The organism is Nostoc sp. UIC 10607 (assembly GCF_047228265.1).
Lineage (GTDB): Bacteria > Cyanobacteriota > Cyanobacteriia > Cyanobacteriales > Nostocaceae > Nostoc > Nostoc foliaceum_A.
Window position 1 is genome coordinate 1 of the sequence record NZ_JBIQNW010000083.1, and the last position, 21,088, is coordinate 21,088.

A 21,088-nucleotide genomic window follows, 5' to 3' on the forward strand; every position below is an offset into this window, starting at 1 on the left:
AACTTATCTCCATATCCTGCTTGACATTTTGACCATCGCCTTAAGTTGTCACCAATAGTCGGAGACTGGGAACGAGAGTAATTAACGCAAACCTAAAATTTCGGAAATCGCCGCTACAATATCCAAATAGAAATTGCCTTTTACCGCCCGAAATAATTCAAATTTAGAGTCAGGGGCACCAAAAAACGGTCTGAGAAACCATCCTAACTGCATCCCAACAAAGGCATAAAGCAATAACCAGGATCTTAAAATAGTCGTGCGGGTTTTTTTGCCAACTTCATCTTGTTGAGAAAGCAATTGCATCCCTTCATACAGGAATTTCACGCCAAAGATGCCTGTAATGCCAAAAATTAACACATTTAAAAGTTTAAAAAATTGATAAGAATCGGGTGTAGTGATTAGAAAAAATAACGTCACTGGTGCCAAGCTAAATAAAAGCACACTAATCACCGATACAGATGTGAGCAACACAACGAAATGCTGTTGAATACTGCTTCGAGAACCAAACAAAACATTAAAAAAGAACAAAGTGGGAAAACAAATAATCAGTGTTAATAAATAAAATGCTGGAAGTTTAATAGCACCAGATAAAGCCTGTGCCCAACTGTTAGACGCACCGATAATTGCGCCATAAATGGCAAAGAAAATCGAACTAGTTACGAACAGAGAACTGATTTTATTTTGTAATCTTATTCCCAGACGAATCTCTTCTAAGAATGATTGGCGATCGCGCAGTAAATTAACTAAAACACTAAAATGTTGAATTCCGCGATTTTGCTTTTTCAGCATAATTTTATAGTTTATATATTTTGGGGAATTACTAATGACTAATTAACGGAATCCAAAGAGATAGCTAAGAGATTTAATGACGCTTAAATAGAAATTACCTTCTCTTTCGCGGAATAGTTCAAAGACAGAACCAGGTGTGCCGAAAAACGGTCTGAGAGTCCATCCTAACTGACTGCCTACGAAAGCGTAAAGAAATAGCCAAAATTGTAAAATTTTCTGGCGTGTCTTGCTACCTTCATCATCTTGTTCTAAAACTAAACTCGTGGCTTGATATAAAGACGAAACCCCAATAAATCCAGTTATGGCAAAGATAAAGACATTTAACAGAATTAAAAATTGGTAATTGTTGGTGGTAATTAAGAAAAACAACGTGATAGGAGCAAAGCTAAATAAAAGTACGCTGGTAACTGAAACCGCAGTTAAGACTAATGCTAAATGCTGTGCAAAAGTCCGTTTGGAACCAAAAATAATATTCGCAAAGAACAACGTCGGGATACAAATCAAAAGTGTAATTAAATAAAGGGCTGGGAGTTTAATGGCGGAAGATAAAGCTTGCATCCAGCTATGGTATGCACCAATGATTCCGCCATAAGCAGCGATAAATAAGGAACTGCAAACCAGCAGCGAAATGATTTTATTTGGTAATCTTGTACCTTGGCGAATTTCCTCTAGAAAACCTTGGCGATCACGCAGGAATCCAATCAGCACTGCAAAGTATTTGATTCCTAATGTTTTCCGTTCAATCATGTTATCCTCACACCGATAAAATTCTAAGTTTCATCTAAGTAATCACCGCCAGAACCATACTTCCAGGCATCAATCAACCTATACCAATAATATTGTTGTTCTTTTGGTTGATTCTTAATCCATGTTTCTAGCATTGGACTCAACCAAAATAAGGCAGTATATACACCTAAATTACTGTAATGCACCATCCAATCTAACAAACTTGCTAAACCTACTTGTGGAATGATCTTTGCAACTATTCCAGGATGAGATAAACCAGTTTTTAACAGTGTTTGCGTTAGTCCCGAAAACTGCACTATATCTTGTAAAAATGGTTTTAGCACTGGTGTACCCAACTGTTGCATTTCCTGAAATACTGCCGAGAGTAATTGGTTAATTTGATCTGGGGCAATTTTCTGATTTATACCAACACTCATCGCCCTTTGAAATAACCAGGTAACAGTCAAACTTGGCTGATAGGGTTGCAGCAGTGCTAAAGCTTTTGCAGATAATTGTTCTGTTTCCAGCGCTTCGGAAATGCCATAAGTTAAACGCTTCAGGTGACGCACCATTGCCCCAAAACCACCAAAACTCAAGGGAGATTGACTACCACTGCTATCTCCGACTGGTAAAATGCGATTCCACGGGGTTTTTAGCGGACTTTGGCGATAGGTGGGAAAGAAACCAAATAGTGCTCGTTGAAATTTGAGTTTGCTCAATTCCACTCCCTGATATTCTGGTAAAAGTTGCAGATATTCCTCAAACAGAGCTTCTAAACTCAAGCGTTGCGGATGTGCATCCATGTAAGTAAACAAGTAAGTGGTTCTGCCATCCCTGGCTGGGAAAGCTTCCCAGAAGTACTGACATTGATTCTGCAAAGATGTAAATGATAACAACAAGTCGCCTGAGTTATTTTCCGGAAAACCTTGGGCGCAACTTCCCACAACTAAACACAGCGCGTCTGGTTTTTTTCCTTGGCGTGCTTGTTGGGTGATGGGTGAAAGATGTCCCATCGCGTCGATTAATAACCGAGTTTTGAATTGGTTATTTACCATCACCCCATCTGAATGAACCACTGCTTCGGTAAAGGGTGTGTTTTCTAACAACTTTCCACCTGCGCCGAGAAATCGGGTTTTCAAGGTAGCTAGTAGATAAACTGGATCTACGCCAATATTCAAAACATCTTCTACCCAAACTTCTGTACCGCCAGCAAAACTAACTCGTGCTGGGTTATATTGAGTAGCGATCGCACTTGCTAATTCTTCCTCAGTCAGCAAGTTCAATTCCACAAATACATCTAATTCTTTGCGAGAAATATTCCACTCTTGTTCCCTCCCCCGCAAAATTCCCCGTTCCATCAACGCTACCCGCAGTCCCTTCACCGCTAAGGCGCAACCAATTAAAATGCCTAAAGTGCCACCGCAGATAAGCACATCGAAGTCTACAACACCCAAAGGCTGTTGACTTTCTTTAACTAGCGTTGGTACTAGTGCGGAGTTTTCTCGCAGAGATGTGAGGATGCGATCGCCTTGGCGCAATCCTCCTAAAACATCACCGGGTAATTGGGAAAGAATTTCTTCAGTTAAAGACATTGGGTTTAATTCCAGCAGAGTTACTAGTATCGATCGTATCTTTGCTGGAACAGCGCCCTTATCCCAAACCGAATAGTTTTGCGATCGCAGGCAATAATTTATTACCCGCTTCTACCAGAGAAGCAACAGCAGGTAAGCCTGTAAATATCCCTTTCAACATGGAGATGGCTGTTTTTGCCGTCTTTTGCTTAGTGGATTCTTGAGGATTTTGACCCGCTTCTGCCAAACTGTTCACCTGTTCTAGCGCTTCGGTTTTGTCTTCTTCTGACAAATATGTGGATTGGATGATCGCATCTTGCAACTGCGACAATAATTCTTTGATTCCTGGTTTCTCGGCATCGGTTGCATCAGGTAACTGATTGAGGGCAATACTCACGTTACCGCTAATGGTTCCTAGATTAGCAATAGAATTATTGCCAGCGATACCGCTAACATTACTGCTGCCTTCAATATTGATGCCGCTGATATCTGACATATTTGTATCTCCTTGTGTATAAAATTTCGGCTGCTTGAGAGCAGTATCTACCATATTTTCTAAACTAATAATGCGCTGATATTTTTCTACCAGCAATAATTGCTGACTCTGCGATAAAGCTTTGAGTTGATTATAGTCATCAAAATATTCGGCACTCAGTTGAGATTTATCGCTACCTGCGGCGGTTTTGGCTCTGAGCAAGATTTTATCATCGCCGCGCTTCTCCATTGCCACTATTTCTAACTCGGCTTCGGGATGGTTTTCGGCGAGGTTTTTGAAGGCTATGGCAACAGCGCGAGGGTCAACGCCTTGATTATGGTAAAAGGTCAAGAGTGTCAAAAATTGGCTTGATAAAATCGGCAAATTCCCCATCTGCAAATACCTCTTGTTTATTATTAGGTTTGCGGAGAGGGTCGGGGTCTTCTTTGGTGGGTAAGCGCATGAAGACATATTCACACCTCACCCCATGCAATTTAGTTGTATTTGTAATGCCCCAATTTTCAATGTACGCGCCTGTGAGTGTTGCACCTGTTAAATCTGTGCCGTCTAGTTGCGTTTGCTTCAGCTTTGCTCTTGACAAATCGGCATCTTGCAAGTTGGCTTCACTGAGATCGGTGCCGATAAAGTTGGTATCAGCTAGGTTTGCTGCTTGTAAGTTAATACCTCGTAGGTTTTGACGGTCAAAATTTTTTTCCTGTCCCTGTCCTGTAACCAGCAGTTCACGTACTTGTGAGTTTTGAAGATAAGTTGAACCAGGACGAACACGATCGAGCATTTTGGCTTGATGCCAACGGCTACAGATAAGAATAGTGTTTCGCAAATCTGTACTTTTGAGCGTAGCTTGAGTGAAATCAGCCTTGGTTAAGTCAGCGCCACGAAAACTTGTACCTCCTGTTGCAGCAAAAGCGATCGCGAGATTACGAATCAAGAAATATTCTTCGTTTCCTTTCATCGCTTGCCAAGTGATGTAAATACTCAGTAACGTTCCGGGGATGGAGATGGCGATGGCAATGGCGGTGATCATGACGATGAAAACGGCAAAGCCGAAGGTTTCATTGTCGACGAAGCCAACGGCGAAGATAACGGCGACGGGAAAGGCTAAGGCTCCCGCTACTAAGGCTGTGGCGACGGCGAAGCCTCCAGCGACGGCAAAGCCTCCGGCGACGGCGAAGCCTCCCGCTACTACGGTTAAGACGAAGGCTAAAACGAAGGCGACAGCAAAGGCGAAAGCAGCGAAGGCTCCTGCTCCTGCTACTACGGCTGCGGCAAAGGCTGCGGCAAAGGCTATGCCAAAGGCTACGAGTCCTAAATTAGTTCCTACTCCTTGGCGAATTGTGAAAATGAAATAGGCAATCAATAGGATTAGGACAATACAGCCGATAATCGAATACCGTGCAAAAGCATTTAATATCGCTAACACAAAATAACCGTCGACAAACCATAAACTTCCCGACAGTCCCGACGACAGCCACGAGACAAGGACTAGGAAAATTGCCCATCGGCGTTGCAGTCCTGCTTTGGCATGGCTGAAGTTTGCGCCTTTCAAATTAGCGTTGGTGAAGTTTGCCCCTCGGATGTCGGCATAGCTAAAGTTTGCACCCGCAAGGTCTTGTCCTTTGAAGTTGCGTCCTCGGAGATTTTGACCTGAGAAGTCTAAAGCCATGTTCCACTTTACACAGGTGAGCAAATTTTACTATACCCTCACCCCTGTAAATTCAGGAATGGTTAGATATATTTGTTAGTTGAGGATAAAAGGTGCAATTTCGAGGATAAAAGGTGCAACTTCGAGGATAAAAGGTGCAACTTCGAGCCTCAGAAGGTCATCGTTGAGCCTCAGAAGGTCAACGTCGAGCCTCAGAAGGTCAACGTTGAGGTTAAAAGCCGCAACTTCGAGGATCAAACGTGCAACTTCGAGGCTCAGAAGGTCAACGTCGAGCTTCAGAAGGTCAACGTCGAGCTTCAGAAGGTCAACATTGAGGTTCTGAGGCTCATTGTTGAAGTACAGCCAATACGGTTTGGCTGGGTAATAGTAATTGAGAGTTCACTTCCGTCCTGCCAAGACTTGTTCGACACTCAAATCCAACTGTGGAAAAGTAAAAGAGATGATGCGTTCTTGTCCTCGGAATGTAACAGCATCATAGAACCCTTCTAGTAGGGTGCATATTGTTACTATCTCTTGAATCGGGTCAACAATCCAATATTCGGGAATTTCCAGAACAGCATACTCAGAACGTTTGCTGCGATAGTCTGTAGTTTGTGTAGATTCGCTGACGACTTCTACCACTAATATGGGGGGAGTTTCGTTGAGTTCGATTACAGCCTCTCGATTAGAAAGTGCTTCCCACTGCTGTGTTGGTAATACTACTACATCTGGAATTCGTGAGGTGTCCCAGCGTCCTCCACGTGGCGAACGCACTCCGACAGAAAACTTTTGTGCTGTCCAATTCTGGCCCATTTTGGCACTTTCATCATCAAAGCTTCGTTCTAAAAACTTGGAGATGCCACCATGCTTGCCAGTGCCAAGGCTCATGGGAATTAATTCTCCATCTACCAATTCATATTGGGTATCTGTGCCATCGTTATACTTAAGATACTCTGCAAAAGTAAATTTTTTTGTGGTTGCAGTCATAGCGATACCTACGGTGGGCTGCGCCTACGCAATTCTCATTGATGATTCAATACAGTTATTCTACTTGCATTACAGGAAATACTAAGATTTTGGCGTTAAGCAAGGTAAAAATTCTATCAAGTTCCAATATGCCTGCCAATTCAGCATCTTCCTCGCTTGTTAGCAATCCAGCTTTCTTTTTCTCAGACAATTCTTCGAGTCGAGACTGTAATTCTTCAGTAAATTTAAACAAATATATGTCCCTAACTTTACTGAGTTTGATTCCAGAATCTACCCAGAATGAAGGTTGAACCATCATTTGAGTAATCATAAGCTGTATGTCTCGTTTAATTTAGCGGACTGGTGGTATTTTAACAGCGAGAAAGTAATCGTTTCGTCAAGAACATAATCTGTTGTATAAATTTGCCCATTTTCAGCGATATCTGACGACAAGCTGCCCTTAACATATACTTAACATATAAAGGAGGGAGTAAATCGACGGTAAAAAACATCAGCTATACAAATAACTATGGAATCAAAACAAGATGACATTAATATTCTTCAGGAAGCTGAGAAGCGTTTACGGCGACTGTCTCCAGAAAGGCTGCGGATAGTGAGTGATTTTCTAGCTGATCTAGAAGAAAGAGAAGAAAATGAGGCGACAACGGAACTTTTGAATGTCCCTGGTTTTGAGCAAGCTTTGCGTGAAGCTATGCAGGAAGCTGAGGCTGGGGAAGTAGTGTCATTTGACAGTATTCGTCGTCATGTATGAACTGGTACTGACTCGCAAAGTACAGAAGTTTTATCAAGAAGTAGATGCATCACTAGCCCAACGACTAAACCGTTGCTTTGACCAACTGCGACAGAATGCTTATGAACATCCAAACATTAAGCGGCTCAAAGGTGATTTCGCGGGTCTTTTTCGCTATCGAGTTGGTGTCTGGCGAGTTGTTTATAAAGTGGATGAAGAACAGCAACTAATTACTATTTTACTGATAGCCCATCGGAGCGATGTATATCGGTAAGTGTGTGGTGTGTCTAAACTATTAATGTGGATATAGGCACTGGACAACAACTTGCATTACAGGAAATACTGATGGAACGTTCAAAATTAATTGCTATTTTTACAGGTGCGATTTCGGTCATTTTAGCGATCGCCTATCTCATCTTAGTCCAACTGCTGGACTACCGGGACATGAAACCCGCTCCCATCAGCCAATTTGACCAAGCGCCTGCGATTATTTCTGTTTTTTGGCAGATTGACAAAATTACTGAAGTGTAGATTACATTTATCTGACTTGTAGAGAGACGCTATCAATTGCGTCTCTTGTGATTTATGTCAATAAGTAAAAACTCATGATGACTATTGATGAAACCAACAGTTAATTCATAGATAAAAAGCAATACCTATTATTCATTACTCAAATAATTAATTCTATAAGTTTTATTTAGAGGAATTATCTCAAATTTATTTAGATAAAGTGATTCCATTTGGACAAATATAACGGTAAGCTGTTTCTAAGAAAATTAAGCAAAGATAAATTTTTATTATCTGCGATTGCTGGGTTAACTGAGATCAACGCCAGTTGGCTCAAAACCCCAAATTTTTAATGACAATATAGAGGTAAGTTGATGGCTCAGTTTCTACTTGAGACTGTTTGGCTAGTTCCTTGCTATGCCTTAATAGGTGGGTTGTTAGCCGTGCCTTGGTCACCAGGGATCATTCGGAAAACGGGGCCAAGACCGGCGGGTTATATAAACTTGGTGATGACGTTTTTGGCGTTTGTCCATTCTGTGATCGCCTTACAAGCAACTTGGAATCATCTACCCCAAGAAGTATTTATTCCTTGGTTATCTACGGCTGGTTTAGACCTAACCATTGCTTTAGAAATATCCTCGGTGAGTGTCGGCGCTTTAGTTGTAATTACTGGCTTGAATTTGCTGGCACAGATTTATGCGATCGGCTACATGGAAATGGATTGGGGTTGGGGACGCTTTTATTCCTTATTAGGATTATTTGAAGCGGGACTATGTGCCCTTGTTCTATGTAATAACTTGTTCTTCAGCTATGTAATTTTGGAAGTACTGACGCTGGGAACCTACCTACTAGTCGGCTTATGGTTTAGCCAGCCGTTAGTAGTCTCAGGTGCGAGAGATGCTTTCTTAACCAAGCGGGTGGGAGATTTATTCTTGCTGATGGGCGTGTTGGCACTATGGCCCCTAGCCGGAACTTGGAGTTATCCAGAACTAGCCCAGTGGGCGGCTACTGCTAACGTCAACCCGACAACAATGACACTGGTAGGTTTAGCCTTAATTGCCGGGCCGATGGGTAAATGTGCTCAGTTCCCCCTACATTTGTGGTTAGATGAGGCAATGGAAGGCCCAGTTCCCAGTACGATTTTGCGGAACTCGGTAGTAGTTGCTAGTGGTGCATGGGTGCTGATTAAACTGCAACCTGTGTTAACCATCTCGCCCATAGTTTCCTCGGCAATGGTGGCCATTGGGGTAGTGACAGCGGTGGGTGCTTCTTTAATTGCGATCGCTCAAATTGATCTTAAACGCTGCCAATCCTATTCTGTCAGCGCATACATGGGTTTAGTATTCATCGCCGTGGGAGTACAACAATACGAAGCGGCGTTGTTATTAGTACTCACCCATGCCATATCCGCAGCACTGCTGGTGATGAGTACTGGCGGAATTATTTGGAATAGCATTACCCAAGACGTAACCCAATTAGGCGGATTGTGGACACGCCGCCCGATTTCAGCAATAGCCTTTATCATCGGGACTTTGGGATTAATTGGTTTTCCGCCCTTGGGTAGCTTTTGGGCACTGGTGAAACTAGCAGATGGGTTGTGGGAAACGCAACCTTGGTTAGTGGGAGTAGTGATAGCGGTAAATGCTTTGACAGCCGTGAGTTTAACCAGAGAATTCGCTTTAATTTTTGGCGGTAAACCTACACAAATGAGTCAGCGATCGCCTGAAGCTCACTGGCCAATGATTCTGCCAATGATGATTTTACTTGGTGTCAGTCTACATCTTCCTTTAGTGTTGCAAAGCTTATCACTTTTACCTGATTGGGCAACTCTAAATAAAGATGTCGCACTACTTTTAATTTGGTCGAGTATTTTCGGTTGCAGCATCACTGGCGTGATTTATTTAGGCAACATTCCTAAACCAATTCGCCTTCCTTGGCAAGGTTTACAAGACTTGTTTGCATACGACTTTTACACTCCCAAACTCTATAAAATGACCATTATTTTTGGAGTTGCCAAAATTTCCCAACTTGCCGATATGATTGACCGCTTTGTCGTTGATGGTATCGTTAATTTGGTTGGTTTATTTTCGCTATTGGGTGGCGAAAGTCTCAAATACAGCACCTCTGGACAAACCCAGTTTTATGCCTTCACCGTTCTTCTAGGAGTAGGCGTTTTAGGAATGTGGGTTGCTTGGCCATTGTGGGGAGTGCAGTTTTTAAATTTGATTTTCTAAATCACTACACCCAGTTAATTCAATCACCGTTTTATTACAAACAGACAGTTTAATATTGTGAGGAGAATTCCATGAGCAGACTACATCCCCAGTTCAATCTTTCCAGAAGAAGTTTATTCAAGTTTGGTGCAGGTGCGATCGGTACAGGTGTATTGACAGCCGGACTTAGCTCAAACTTACTTGCAGCCGAAAAAACACCAGTAAAAGATGATATTACCCCCGATAAGGCACTGCAAGAGTTATTAGATGGAAATGACAGATTTGTCAAAGCAAAACGGCGCAATCCTAACCAAACACGTTCACGTTTAGTCGAAGTTGCCAAAGGTCAAAAGCCATTTGCTTCTGTTCTCGGTTGTGCAGATTCACGAGTGCCTTCAGAGATTGTTTTTGACCAAGGACTTGGAGATTTATTTGTCTGCCGTGTAGCTGGTAATATTGCCACATCAGAAGAAATTGGTAGCTTAGAATTTGGCAGCTTAGTATTAGGTTCCAAAGTCATCATGGTAGTGGGGCATGAAAAATGTGGTGCGGTAGATGCTGCAATCAAAGGCGCTCAAGTGCCAGGACAAATTGGAAGTTTGCTTCAAGCAATTAAACCAAGTGTGGAAAGCTCAAAAGGAGAGCCAGGAGATAAGTTAGAAAACGCTTGTAAAGCCAATATTTTGGCGCAAGTTGAAAAATTAAAATCCTCGTCAGTTTTATCTGAGTTGATCAAGGCAGAAAAGCTGAAAATAGTCGGTGGTTATTACGATTTAGATACTGGCAGGATCAGTCTAGTTAGTTAGATTTTTTAAATCTCGTTTCCAGGTTGCACCTGGAAATGAGATTGCTCTGCTGCCACGAATTCATAGACATTTATAACAATTACCAATTTTCTAAAATCCCAAATTGCCATGTTAAGTGTTTTGATTTGGCTCCCAATTATAGCCGCTATTTTCATAGCAATATTACCTGTAAGTTTCCCTACTTATCGCATTCGTTTAACAGCATTAATTTTTTCTGGGATAGTTCTCTTTTGGAACCTTTTTATCCTGCTAAAATTTGATATCAGCAATCCAGGTATGCAATTTAAAGAGTATTTGCCCTGGAATGAAACTCTGGGATTAAGCTACCAATTAGGTGTTGATGGGCTTTCTATATTAATGTTGGTGTTAAATAGCCTACTCACCTGGATTTCTATTTACAGCAGTAGTAAAGAAACTGAGCGCCCCCGGCTGTTTTACTCCATGATTTTATTAGTTAGTGGAGGAGTTGCAGGCGCTTTTCTAGCTGAAAATTTACTACTATTCTTCCTATTCTACGAACTAGAATTAATCCCCTTCTACTTACTAATTTCTATTTGGGGAGGGGAAAAACGGGGTTATGCTGGGATTAAATTCCTGATTTATACTGCTGTTTCAGGAGCATTCATTCTGGCGACATTTTTGGGTATGGTGTGGCTGAGTGGTTCTACCAATTTTGCTTTTGATGCAGTCTCAACAGAAAACCTGTCAACAGCAAAACAAATCCTTTTACTAGCAGGGATAGTATTGGGTTTTGGCATTAAAATTCCTTTAGTTCCCTTCCATACTTGGCTACCGGATGCTTACGTTGAGGCTTCAGCACCAATTGCTATTCTTCTCGGTGGTGTGTTAGCAAAGCTGGGAACCTATGGATTACTGCGGTTTGGGTTGGGTATGTTTCCCCATGCTTGGAGCATTATTGCACCGACTTTGGCAATTTGGGGAGCAGTCAGCGCTATCTATGGGGCAGTAATTGCGATCGCTCAAAAAGATATCAAGCGCATGGTAGCATACAGTTCCGTCGGTCACATGGGCTATATCTTGCTAGCTGGTGCCGCCAGTACTCCCTTAGCATTGGTGGGCGCAGTCGCCCAAATGTTTAGCCACGGTATCATCCTGGCGATTCTCTTCCACTTGGTGGGAGTCGTAGAAGCGAAAGTCGGTACACGCGAGTTAGATAAACTCAATGGTTTGATGAGTCCCATACGCGGTTTACCCTTAATAAGCGCTTTATTAGTTTTAAGTGGAATGGCTAGCGCAGGTATTCCCGGTTTAACAGGATTCATCGCCGAATTTATCGTCTTTCAAGGTAGTTTCTCTGCCTTTCCCATTCCGACAATTTTGTGTGTAGTAGCTAGTGGATTAACCGCAGTTTATTTTGTCATCCTTCTCAACCGCACCTGTTTTGGCAGACTCGATAACTTCGCCTACTATCCCAAAGTTATTTGGTCTGAGAAAATACCAGCTTTAATATTGGCAGCTTTCATTATCTTTTTGGGAGTACAACCTACTTGGTTAGTGCGTTGGAGTGAATCCACAACGACAACAATGGTGGCTGCAATTCCCTCCTTAGAAAAAACCGTAATCTCTGAAGTAGCGCTGAAATAGTAAATAAATCAAAACACTTGTAGAGACGGCGATTTATCGCGTCTCAAAACCTATCCGCCCATACGCGATAAATTGCGTCTTAAAATCTATCCCCCAGACGCTATAAATCGCGTCTCAAAACCTATCCGCCCATACGCAATTTATCGCATCTCAAAACCTATCCGCCCATACGCAATTTATCGCATCTTAAAATCTATCCCCCAGACGCGATAAATCGCGTCTCTACAAATTTACAATTACCATGACAGCAATTAAAACAGCAATTAAATTACCTCCTTCTAAACACGAATTTGCTGAAGTAATTCATCGCCTAGAAGCAGGCGGTGCAATGTTACCCGATACTCCAGAAAATTTGATGCAAATCATCGGTTTATACAAAGCTTATGCTGTGCCGATGGATTTTTACTGGCGTGACCTACTTTATATTGCCGAACGCGAATTTTTAAACCCATTACCATTCTTCAAATACTTCTTACCCAAAGAGTATTTAGAACTGCATAATCATTATGCTGGCGATGATGCCGATTTGCGAATTTGGCGCGGCGAAGCTACTGCACATCCAGAACTTTTGGCATTTATTGAGAAAGGTGAAACTTTCAAAATGCCAAAGTTGTTGCATCACTTGTTTCACGATCGCATTAACATGGAATTTGCTGAAGCTTGTATGCGGGCGATGTTGTGGCATAGAGGGATGGGTGGACAATTTGACCCTTACCTAGATTCAGACGAATACAAAGCCAACGCCGACAGGGCAATTAAAGCTTACTTCCAAGGGAACCCCGTCATGCTGGGGCTTTACAAGCTGTTCCCCGATATGTTTTTGGAACAGTGCCGCCAGATGTCATACTACGCCAACCTGGGCTTATTCTGGGAAATCATGGCCCCGGTATTCTTTGAAATGTCTGATCGCTATGACGAAGGTACCATTAGCAGCGTCCCAGAGGCAATGAGTTTCTTAGTTAATGGTATATTTGCGATCGCAGGTCGTCCGATTTACCATCACGTTTATATTCGTGGTGAATGCTACGAAATTATCCCCAAATCCAAGGGTTTCATGTGGCTTTATGAAGCAGCATTACCTTATGTAGAAGCAGTTTTCTACCGCACCGCACCCTTCCGGGGGACAAAATCTTATAATGCTCAAGCGCGTCAAGTACCGGCAGACCAGAAAGACTTTCACTATGGTATTCTTTACGCTGATGTATTCCCGGTAGGTACTGCTGGCATTCCCCCCACCTTATTAATGCAAGATATGTTGCACTTTTTGCCACCATATCTTGTTGATTACTACAGCCAACATTGCCGGGGTGAAGAAGATATGTTGATTCAGTTGGGAGTGAGTTTTCAACGGTCAATGTACTGTGTAACTTCTGCGGTAATTCAAGCTTTGCGAACTGCTCTTTTATATCCTTTAGATGACCCAAATCCCAAGCATTTACAAGCCAATCGAGATTTCTTTGAAATGCAGCTAAATCGCTTTACTCGAAGTGACTACAATATTCGTGATGCTGCTCGTTTGGGCAGTATTCAAAAGCAAGATTATCGATAAGATATCCTCCCAACCCCCCTTTTTAAAGGGGGCTTTTTTTGTTGTAAGGAAATTAGAAAATGTTGAAATTTTTTCAGTAAAAACACTACTATAGCCTTAATTCTTATTAACTGGATAATACTCCTGTAAGACTCGTCAATTCCATAATTTTTTCAAACTGAAAATTCTGAGCAAAATTCTTGATAAAATTTCGTAGTCCTGCATTTTTTGAAGGGATTTGCTCAATCAATTCTAAAATTAAGTCATCACTACATTGAGCTGCGGCAGTGTACACCTGTTTCACCCATTCCGGCGGCATTTCAGATAATAGAGTCACTAAATCTGTAAGCGTCAAAATTGGTTCTGTTTCCTGGTGTTTTGCATCTGCTATCTGATAGCTTTCTTCTTGAAAAATATATTGAACTTTTAAATATTCGCTCAATTTTTCTAGTAATTGTTCCTCGCGGAAGGGCTTGTTAATATAATCATCACAACCCGCTTTAATCATTGCCTCTCGTTGTTCCTCAAATGCGTTAGCGGTTAAGGCGATGATAATGGTCTTGCGATTTTGAATTGAAGCTTCTTCTCTAGCTTTAATAATTTTTGTGGCTTCATAGCCGTCCATAATCGGCATCCACATATCCATTAAGATTAAGTGTGGTTGCCATGTCTGCCAAATTGCGATCGCTTCAGTGCCATTTGCCGCTTCCTGGACTGTAAAGCCGATAGATGCCAAAATTTTCACTGGTACTAAACGGCTGTCTGTGGAGTCATCAACCACCAAGATTCGGTATTCGGTTTGATCGGGCGCTAAACTAATAACTTGGCGTCTATTTTGCTTTATTTGGATTTCGCTAGCTGCGGCTAGACCAATTTGAATATCAAAAGCAAATTTACTTCCCTCACCAATGGTGCTGGTGACGCTAATATCTCCCCCCATTAGTTGCACATATTTGCGGCTAATTGCTAAACCTAGTCCCGTTCCCTGTTGCGATTTTCTTCCGGTTTCAGTTTGCCCAAAAGCTTCAAACAGTAAGTCAATTTCTTGTGGGGCAATACCACGACCGGTGTCTTGTACTTCGAAGAAGAGATGAGGGAGGTAAGGAAAATTTTGCTCCTTTATCTCCCCTTGTTCTCCTACTTCCCAGCCCCTAGTCCCCATTCCCGATTCTTCAGCTCCTAGACACACCCGCAGTATCACTCTTCCAGTATCGGTAAATTTGATTGCATTTCCCAAGAGGTTAAGCAACACTTGACGCAGTTTACTTTCGTCAGCTTGAACATACTGCGGGAGTTGAGATGTATATTCAAAGACCAATTCTAATCCTTTGGAGGTGGCGCGGAACCGCAACATCTCTTCGAGGTTTTCTAAGAGGCGAATTAAGTCAAAACTGTTGAGATTTAATGTTATTCTGCCGGCTTCGATTTTAGACATTTCCAAAATGTCATTGATTAAGTTGAGGAGATGTTCGCCAGCACGATTGATGATTGCTAGGTTTTGCTGATGTTCAGTTGATAAAGCATGATCGTGGCTCATGATTTGGGTAAAACCGAGGATAGCGTTGAGTGGAGTCCGTAGTTCGTGGCTCATGTTGGCGAGGAATTCGCTTTTGGCACGGTTGGCAGCATCAGCCGTAATCACAGCTTCTTGCAATGCTTGTGACTGCCTTTGAGTTTGCGCCAGCAATTGTGCCTGCTGTAAAGCAACACCCAATTGATTACCAATTTGAACTACGATGTTGATTTCTCCTGGTTTCCATTGGCGGGGATCGGAATTTTGATAACTCGCTAGTAATCCCCAAAGCTGACTACCATATAGAATGGGCACAATAATGTAGGCTTTTGCCTGAAAGCGCTCTAAGAGGTTGATATAAGAACTATGAAACCCAGCGTTATAAATGTCTGGGACAGAACGGAAACTTCCACCTTGGGTTGCTTGCAGACAAGGATCTTCCACTTGGTTATCCGCGTTATCCAAAATTTTTGCTAGACAATGACCATCTTGTAACACACCCTGTGTGAGATAAGGGTCATTGTTGTGTTCTTCTATTAGAGAAATCCAACCGTTACTCACCGATTCGGAGACAAATTCGCCACTCCAGTGGGGATTGAAACGATAGACAACAACCCGATCGCAGTTGAGCACTTGCCGTAATTCTTGAGTTGTAGCCGCAAATATAGTCTCTAAATCCAGTGTTTGGCGCATCCTTTGAATCACTTGGGCGATCGCTTTTTCTCGTTCTACACTCTCACGCAAGGCTTCTTCTGCTAATTTTCTCTCGGTAATATCTGTAATTGTGCCGATGTAACCTTTAATTTCTCCATCATCTCCAAATTCTGGCAAAGCTTGACAAATCACCCAGACGACTGTGCTATCGTCGCGCAAGAATCGATGTTCGTGCTTATACAGGTTTTTAGTAACTCTTGCTTGATTCCATACTAAAAATAGCTGCTCGCGGTCGTCTGGATGTACGGCTTTTGACCAACCTTTTCCCAGAGACTCTTCTAAACTGCATCCAGTAATCTCACTCCAGCGTTGATTAAAATATAAGACATTGCCATCCACATCAGTATGAAATATACCAGCTGGTGAAGCTTCCGCTAGAAGTTTATATCGTTGCCGACCTGACTGCAAAGCTAATTCTGCTAATTTGCGATCATTAATGTCTGCCCAATAACCAACGCATTCTATAGGGTTACCAGCTTCGTCACGAATTAACCTCATCTTTTCGTAAAACCAGTGATAAGTTCCGTCAGCGTGTAACCAGCGGTATTCGTAGGAGCTGTACTCTCGTTCAACAAGCTGGGAAAATTTCCCCGATATGAGTTCAATATCTTGTGGGTGGACGTGATGGAGCCAAAAACTTGAATTCTCGATAAATTCTTGCGCTTCGTACCCAACCATTGCTTTAACATTCTTACTAATAAAAGTAGTGCTAAAATCTCCTGAGTTTTTTTTGCTGCTATAAATGACTACAGGGCTAGAAGTGAGTAGATATTGTAGGCGTTCGTTGGCTAAACGCAGTTCTTGTTCAACATGTTTGCGTTCGCGTAGCGCTGCTTCCAGTTCGCTAATTTCTACTAAAACTGTACCGACACCAGAGGGGCGATCGTCCTCACCAGGAATTGGAAAATAAGAAGCTAAGAAGTGGCGGATAATATCTGGTTGTTTAATTGATGCGCCGCTTAATTCTTGATTGAGAATGGGTTGACCAGTCAACAGAACCTGCTGGTAAATTGGTTCCATTAAGGGGGCGATGTGGGGTAAGACTTCATAGATTGTCTTGCCAATATGATCTTGCTGGGGTAGTCCATTAATTTCCGCCAGCAGTTGATTGATTTGCACAAACCGCAGCTGGTTATCTACAATGTTCATGCCAACAGGAGCACTGCTAAAAAAGGCATTGAGGCGAGCTTCTCTGAGTGCTAGTTCTTGTTCTAGGGTTTTGCGCTCAATCAACCCACCTAACTGAGCAGCAACAGCAGTTACTAGCAAGAGCAAACGCCGATCTACCAATACTGAGCTACGTTTAAAAAACACTAAAACAGCTAATACTTCCTTTCCAGCTAGTATGGGAACACCAAAACCAGCTTTTAATCCTACTTTTGCGGCATATTGCGATCGCAAAAAAACTGGCTGTGTAACTTCCGAAACATCTTCTATCCATTCTGGTTCCTGGCTTTGCCAAACCCTTCCTGGTAGTCCCACTCCCAGAGCAAATTTCACAGTTTGGCTTTGGCGGCAGAATTCTTCTAAACTGCTCTGCTCACCGTACCAGCCCAGACTGTGTTCTAAAGTACCATCTTCATTAGGTATCCATGCTTCACCAAAATCCCAACCAATGGTGTGACAAATTAAGCGCAAGACTACGACTAAAGCGCTGTTGACATCATTGGCGCGAGTGATAGCTTGGGTTGTCAACAGTAGCAAACGGCTTTCATTTTCTGCCTGTTTGCGTTCAGTAATGTCTTTCGCTGTGCCCAATACGTACCATTGTTCATCAATCTCGATCATTTCCGCACTAAACAGTGTTGTCCTGATTTCTCCTGTTGAAGTGCAGACATCAATCTCATAGTTGCGGATGGCTTTAGTTTGTAACAACGTGTGGGCGAGGAAATTATATTCTTCTGGATTCGCCCAAATATTCAATTCTTGATCGCTACGATCAAGGACTTGAGAACGAGAATAACCAAAAAACCGACAAAAGCTGTCGTTAACTTCAACATAGCGGTTATTGGGAAGAGTAATTAAGGCAATAGGATCAGGAGATGACCGAAAAGCTGATGCTAACTTTTCTTCAGAAGCCCGTCGCGCTGCTTCTGCGCGTTGGCGTTCTTTTGCCTCCAACACCAAGGATACTAAATTGCCCAGAGAACGAGCGAAATTTTGGTCTTCTAGCGTCCAATGATGAGTAACTCCCACTGCCTCCAGACATAAAGCTCCTACGGTTTTTCCCTCCAGCCTAATGGGTGTATTGAGTATAGAGGTGATGTTTAATCTTGAGTAAGACGCAGAAAATTCTTTAGTCCTGGGATCGTGATGGGCATTATTTGCGGCGATTAGTTGGTCTTGCTGCAAAGCTGCAAAATAAGCTGGATAGTCTGCCATTGCCAAGGAAAGTCCTTCGCTATGTTGATTGCGGCTAGCTTCAAACAGGTCAAAACACTGGAGTTTAATGCCTGTTTCGTCATATAGCCAGACACTAGTTCGTTCTACTCCAATATTTTTGACAGCTGTTTCTGTGATTTTACACAAGGCTGCCTTCAAGTCGCCCTGATAAAGCGTCTGATTTTGTGCCAGTTGAGTTAGCACTAGGTTATGATTGCGGAGCTTAATCGCACTTTCTTGGAGTAATTTTTCGACTCCTCTACGCTGTGTAATATTACTAGCAGTACCTGTCATGCCTATAACTAGATTTTCTTCATTGCGTAAAGCGATCGCATTAAACATTAGATAAAGTAAAGTACCATCTTTGGCTACACAGGTAGTTTCATGCTGGAAGATCGACTTTCCCCGAAAAACACCCTCAAAGGCTGCTTTATCTTGAGCAACTTGTGTAGGCGAGATGAAATCAGTCAAGGCACGCCCGATCATTTCCTGGGGTTCGTAGCCATAAATCTGCTTGACTGCGGGGTTGACAAAGGTAAGTAGTCCATCAATATCCACTGACCAGATCATGTCCTGGGATGTCTCTACTAGGTGGCGATACTGACTTTCACTCTTCTTTAGGGCGGCTTCAACTAAAAGGCGTTCGCTCTCGGCGTTGGCGCAGCCATCGCTTTGGTAAACTTCTTTACAAAAAGCTTCAGCAATGCCAACAGGAATTTCTTTTAAAATATCTTCTATTTCTTTGTTCAGAATATTTAACTCAACTGCATTCCGTTGATGCTCTTTAATCTCCGGTTGTAGTTGAGCATTTTTTTCTTTTAACTGTTTTTTCAGCTTTTGCAGAGTGAGTTGATTTTGTATACGAAATAAAATTTCTTTAGGTTGGAATGGTTGAGTAATATAGTCAACATCTTCTAAATCAAAGATGTTTACTTTTTCAGACAATTCATCTAAAATACCGAAAAAAATTATCGGAATATATTGAGTTTCCTGGTGAGCTTTCAAATGTTGATAAACTTCATAACCATCCATATCTGACATAAGAATATCTAGCAAAATCAAATCAGGGGGAAAAGCCACCGCTCTTTTGATTGCCAATTGTCCAGAAAGGGAAGTTTGCACCTGATAACCTTGATGTTGAAGGATGTCTGATAAAAAATTTAAATTCTCTAGCTGATCATCAACTAATAAAATTGTTATTTGTTGAGTTTCCATATAAATTACCGAGTTAATTTTAAATCAGGAATAATTTGTTGAATCAAACTGAACATCAAATCAGAAAGCAAAACTTTGTTAAAAGATTGTAAATAGAATTATTATCGCTTAATATCATACTTTGGTGTAAGGTATAGGTAAAAGTTGCAGATAAAGCAGGAGAACCGATTAATACTGCCAAATCTCTGTTACCGAATATCGAAGTGCGAACATACAACAAAGCGGACATCGGCCATACACTGTGCTGATTCAATCAAATTGGTAACTCTCCAGCCAACCCACGACACCAGAGTACACGGTACAACCACCCTTTACCATACACGATGTCCAAGAAAATTCTCGGTTCGAGTTCAACTAAGTAAGTTGGCACAATAAAATCAAACTATGTAGATAAAAATGAACTAAGTTAAAACCCTTGTAACTCTTGCCTCTTGCCTTACCCAGCGTCAATTATTTATACCAGCTTACTTACAGCTTTTACAATAGCTCCGTCTGTGACCAGAACACGTCCTCAAGAAAACTGTCATAAACTATACATACATGTCTACGGTTTGGCATTGCCTATGAATAGAGAATTCAGTGTTCGTTCTCGTCCATATCAACTATTATCAAGCTTTTCACCCTTTTTTTGTTTGATACGGTAAATCCAACTTATGTCTGTACGGTTTACCCAACTGTTTTTAGATTTTTCTTTTATTAAATTAGTTACTAGAGAGAAAAACAAAGCAAATAAAGCTTCTCTCTAAAAAAAATTAGAGGTTTGATATTTGCTTAAAGACCTCTAAATAGCTCTAAAACTTTGTTTGATTACTCAAAAGTAAATTAGAAAGTTAAGGAGAGATTGAGATATGGCACTCATCCGTTGGGAACCATTCCGTGAAATGGATATTCTGCGTCGTCAAATGGATCAACTTTTCTCTGATATCACAGCAGCCGAGCGCAGCAGTTCCGATATTTCTGCATCACCGAGAACAGCGTGGGTTCCTGCTGTTGAATTATCTGACAATGGTTCAGAGTTCCTATTAAGAGTTGAGATTCCAGGCGTTGAAGCTAAAGACTTGGATGTTCAAGTTACTCAAGATGCAGTTTCGATTACTGGTGAGCATCGTTACGAAAAACATTCCGAATCTAACACTAAAGTTCATTCTGAATTCCGGTATGGCAAGTTCACTAGAATAATACCTCTACCAAGCAAAGTTCAGAATCAACAAGTTAAGGCAGACCTGAAAGATGGGATTTTAATTTTGAATTTGCCCAAACTGGAGCAAGAGCAGAACAAGGTATTCAAAGTTAATTTAGGTCAATCTCAAAGTGCTACAGCTTCTATAGAAGGTGGCAATGGAAATACACAACCCAACATTACATCACAGCAAAGCGTTCAAACTGTTTGAGAAGATGTTCGATTTTCTCAATCAATAGTTTCTATATCTCTGAAATAGCTAAATTTTGATAGAAACCCCAGCTAAACTCATCGGCTGGGGTTTTTGTCGCTTAACTCTTAAACCGTTTTATTGCTGAATAAATTTAGCTTTTTCACTTGTATCCCCCGGTTAGATACCTACGGTGTACACACAAGTCTTAAAAACCTAGCTTGATAAGGCTTGACTCGTTCCCAGGCTCCGACTATTGGTGACAACTTAAGGCGATGGTCAAAATGTCAAGCA

General features: G+C 41.8%; 17 protein-coding genes. 8 read left to right on the top strand and 9 right to left on the bottom strand.

All coding sequences use genetic code 11. The annotated features are described in order from the left end of the window. Positions 1-81: 81 nt before the first annotated feature. From ACEYW6_RS32390 to ACEYW6_RS32425, 8 genes are all read right to left on the bottom strand, one after another. The gene (locus ACEYW6_RS32390) at positions 82-789 is read right to left on the bottom strand and encodes an actin-binding WH2 domain-containing protein (protein WP_412983014.1); all 708 of its coding nucleotides are present in this window, start codon (positions 787-789) and stop codon (positions 82-84) included. A 42-nt stretch (positions 790-831) separates the two neighbouring features. Beyond that, on the bottom strand, positions 832-1,536 hold the full coding sequence (locus tag ACEYW6_RS32395; RefSeq protein ID WP_412983015.1) for an actin-binding WH2 domain-containing protein: 705 nt from the start codon (positions 1,534-1,536) through the stop codon (positions 832-834). 23 nt (positions 1,537-1,559) lie between these two features. After that, positions 1,560-3,107 carry an FAD-binding oxidoreductase gene (locus ACEYW6_RS32400; RefSeq protein ID WP_412983016.1) on the bottom strand — a complete coding sequence of 516 codons (1,548 nt, stop codon included), beginning with the start codon at positions 3,105-3,107 and terminating at the stop codon, positions 1,560-1,562. A 58-nt stretch (positions 3,108-3,165) separates the two neighbouring features. Continuing rightward, positions 3,166-3,921, bottom strand: coding sequence for a hypothetical protein (locus ACEYW6_RS32405; protein WP_412983017.1), 756 nt, complete (start codon positions 3,919-3,921; stop codon positions 3,166-3,168). Next, entirely contained in the window at positions 3,896-5,245 is a 1,350-nt protein-coding gene (locus tag ACEYW6_RS32410) for a pentapeptide repeat-containing protein (RefSeq protein WP_412983018.1), read from the bottom strand. The genes ACEYW6_RS32405 and ACEYW6_RS32410 overlap by 26 nt, the downstream gene beginning before the upstream one ends. A gap of 75 nt (positions 5,246-5,320) precedes the next feature. Continuing rightward, positions 5,321-5,482 carry a hypothetical protein gene (locus ACEYW6_RS32415; RefSeq protein ID WP_412983019.1) on the bottom strand — a complete coding sequence of 54 codons (162 nt, stop codon included), beginning with the start codon at positions 5,480-5,482 and terminating at the stop codon, positions 5,321-5,323. 141 nt (positions 5,483-5,623) lie between these two features. Further along, a complete protein-coding gene (locus ACEYW6_RS32420; protein WP_412983020.1) occupies positions 5,624-6,211 on the bottom strand; it encodes a Uma2 family endonuclease in 588 nt (195 codons plus the stop codon). Between the two features lie 55 nt (positions 6,212-6,266). After that, positions 6,267-6,521, bottom strand: a complete 255-nt coding sequence (locus tag ACEYW6_RS32425; protein ID WP_412983021.1) for a hypothetical protein — start codon at positions 6,519-6,521, stop codon at positions 6,267-6,269. A gap of 198 nt (positions 6,522-6,719) precedes the next feature. On the opposite strand from ACEYW6_RS32425, the gene ACEYW6_RS32430 reads away from it, so the two are divergent. The 7 genes from ACEYW6_RS32430 (at position 6,720) to ACEYW6_RS32460 (ending at position 13,621) form a co-directional block, all read left to right on the top strand. Further along, entirely contained in the window at positions 6,720-6,962 is a 243-nt protein-coding gene (locus ACEYW6_RS32430) for a hypothetical protein (protein WP_412983022.1), read from the top strand. Further along, the gene (locus ACEYW6_RS32435) at positions 6,937-7,215 is read left to right on the top strand and encodes a type II toxin-antitoxin system RelE family toxin (RefSeq protein ID WP_412983023.1); all 279 of its coding nucleotides are present in this window, start codon (positions 6,937-6,939) and stop codon (positions 7,213-7,215) included. The genes ACEYW6_RS32430 and ACEYW6_RS32435 overlap by 26 nt, the downstream gene beginning before the upstream one ends. Positions 7,216-7,286: 71 nt before the next feature. Beyond that, a complete protein-coding gene (locus ACEYW6_RS32440) occupies positions 7,287-7,472 on the top strand; it encodes a hypothetical protein (RefSeq protein ID WP_412983024.1) in 186 nt (61 codons plus the stop codon). Positions 7,473-7,822: 350 nt separating this feature from the next. Beyond that, a complete protein-coding gene (locus ACEYW6_RS32445) occupies positions 7,823-9,682 on the top strand; it encodes an NAD(P)H-quinone oxidoreductase subunit F (RefSeq protein WP_412983025.1) in 1,860 nt (619 codons plus the stop codon). Between the two features lie 71 nt (positions 9,683-9,753). Then, entirely contained in the window at positions 9,754-10,467 is a 714-nt protein-coding gene (locus tag ACEYW6_RS32450; RefSeq protein ID WP_412983026.1) for a carbonic anhydrase, read from the top strand. A 108-nt stretch (positions 10,468-10,575) separates the two neighbouring features. Continuing rightward, positions 10,576-12,072: an NADH-quinone oxidoreductase subunit M gene (locus ACEYW6_RS32455; RefSeq protein WP_412983027.1), complete on the top strand. Its 1,497-nt coding sequence runs from the start codon at positions 10,576-10,578 to the stop codon at positions 12,070-12,072. 241 nt (positions 12,073-12,313) lie between these two features. Continuing rightward, a complete protein-coding gene (locus ACEYW6_RS32460; RefSeq protein ID WP_190893758.1) occupies positions 12,314-13,621 on the top strand; it encodes a CO2 hydration protein in 1,308 nt (435 codons plus the stop codon). Between the two features lie 106 nt (positions 13,622-13,727). Here the strand turns inward: ACEYW6_RS32460 and ACEYW6_RS32465 are convergent, their stop codons facing one another. After that, positions 13,728-19,424: a PAS domain S-box protein gene (locus ACEYW6_RS32465; protein ID WP_412983028.1), complete on the bottom strand. Its 5,697-nt coding sequence runs from the start codon at positions 19,422-19,424 to the stop codon at positions 13,728-13,730. A gap of 848 nt (positions 19,425-20,272) precedes the next feature. Between ACEYW6_RS32465 and ACEYW6_RS32470 the strand changes: the two genes are divergently transcribed. Continuing rightward, positions 20,273-20,815: an Hsp20/alpha crystallin family protein gene (locus ACEYW6_RS32470; RefSeq protein ID WP_412983029.1), complete on the top strand. Its 543-nt coding sequence runs from the start codon at positions 20,273-20,275 to the stop codon at positions 20,813-20,815. Positions 20,816-21,088 lie beyond the last annotated feature (273 nt).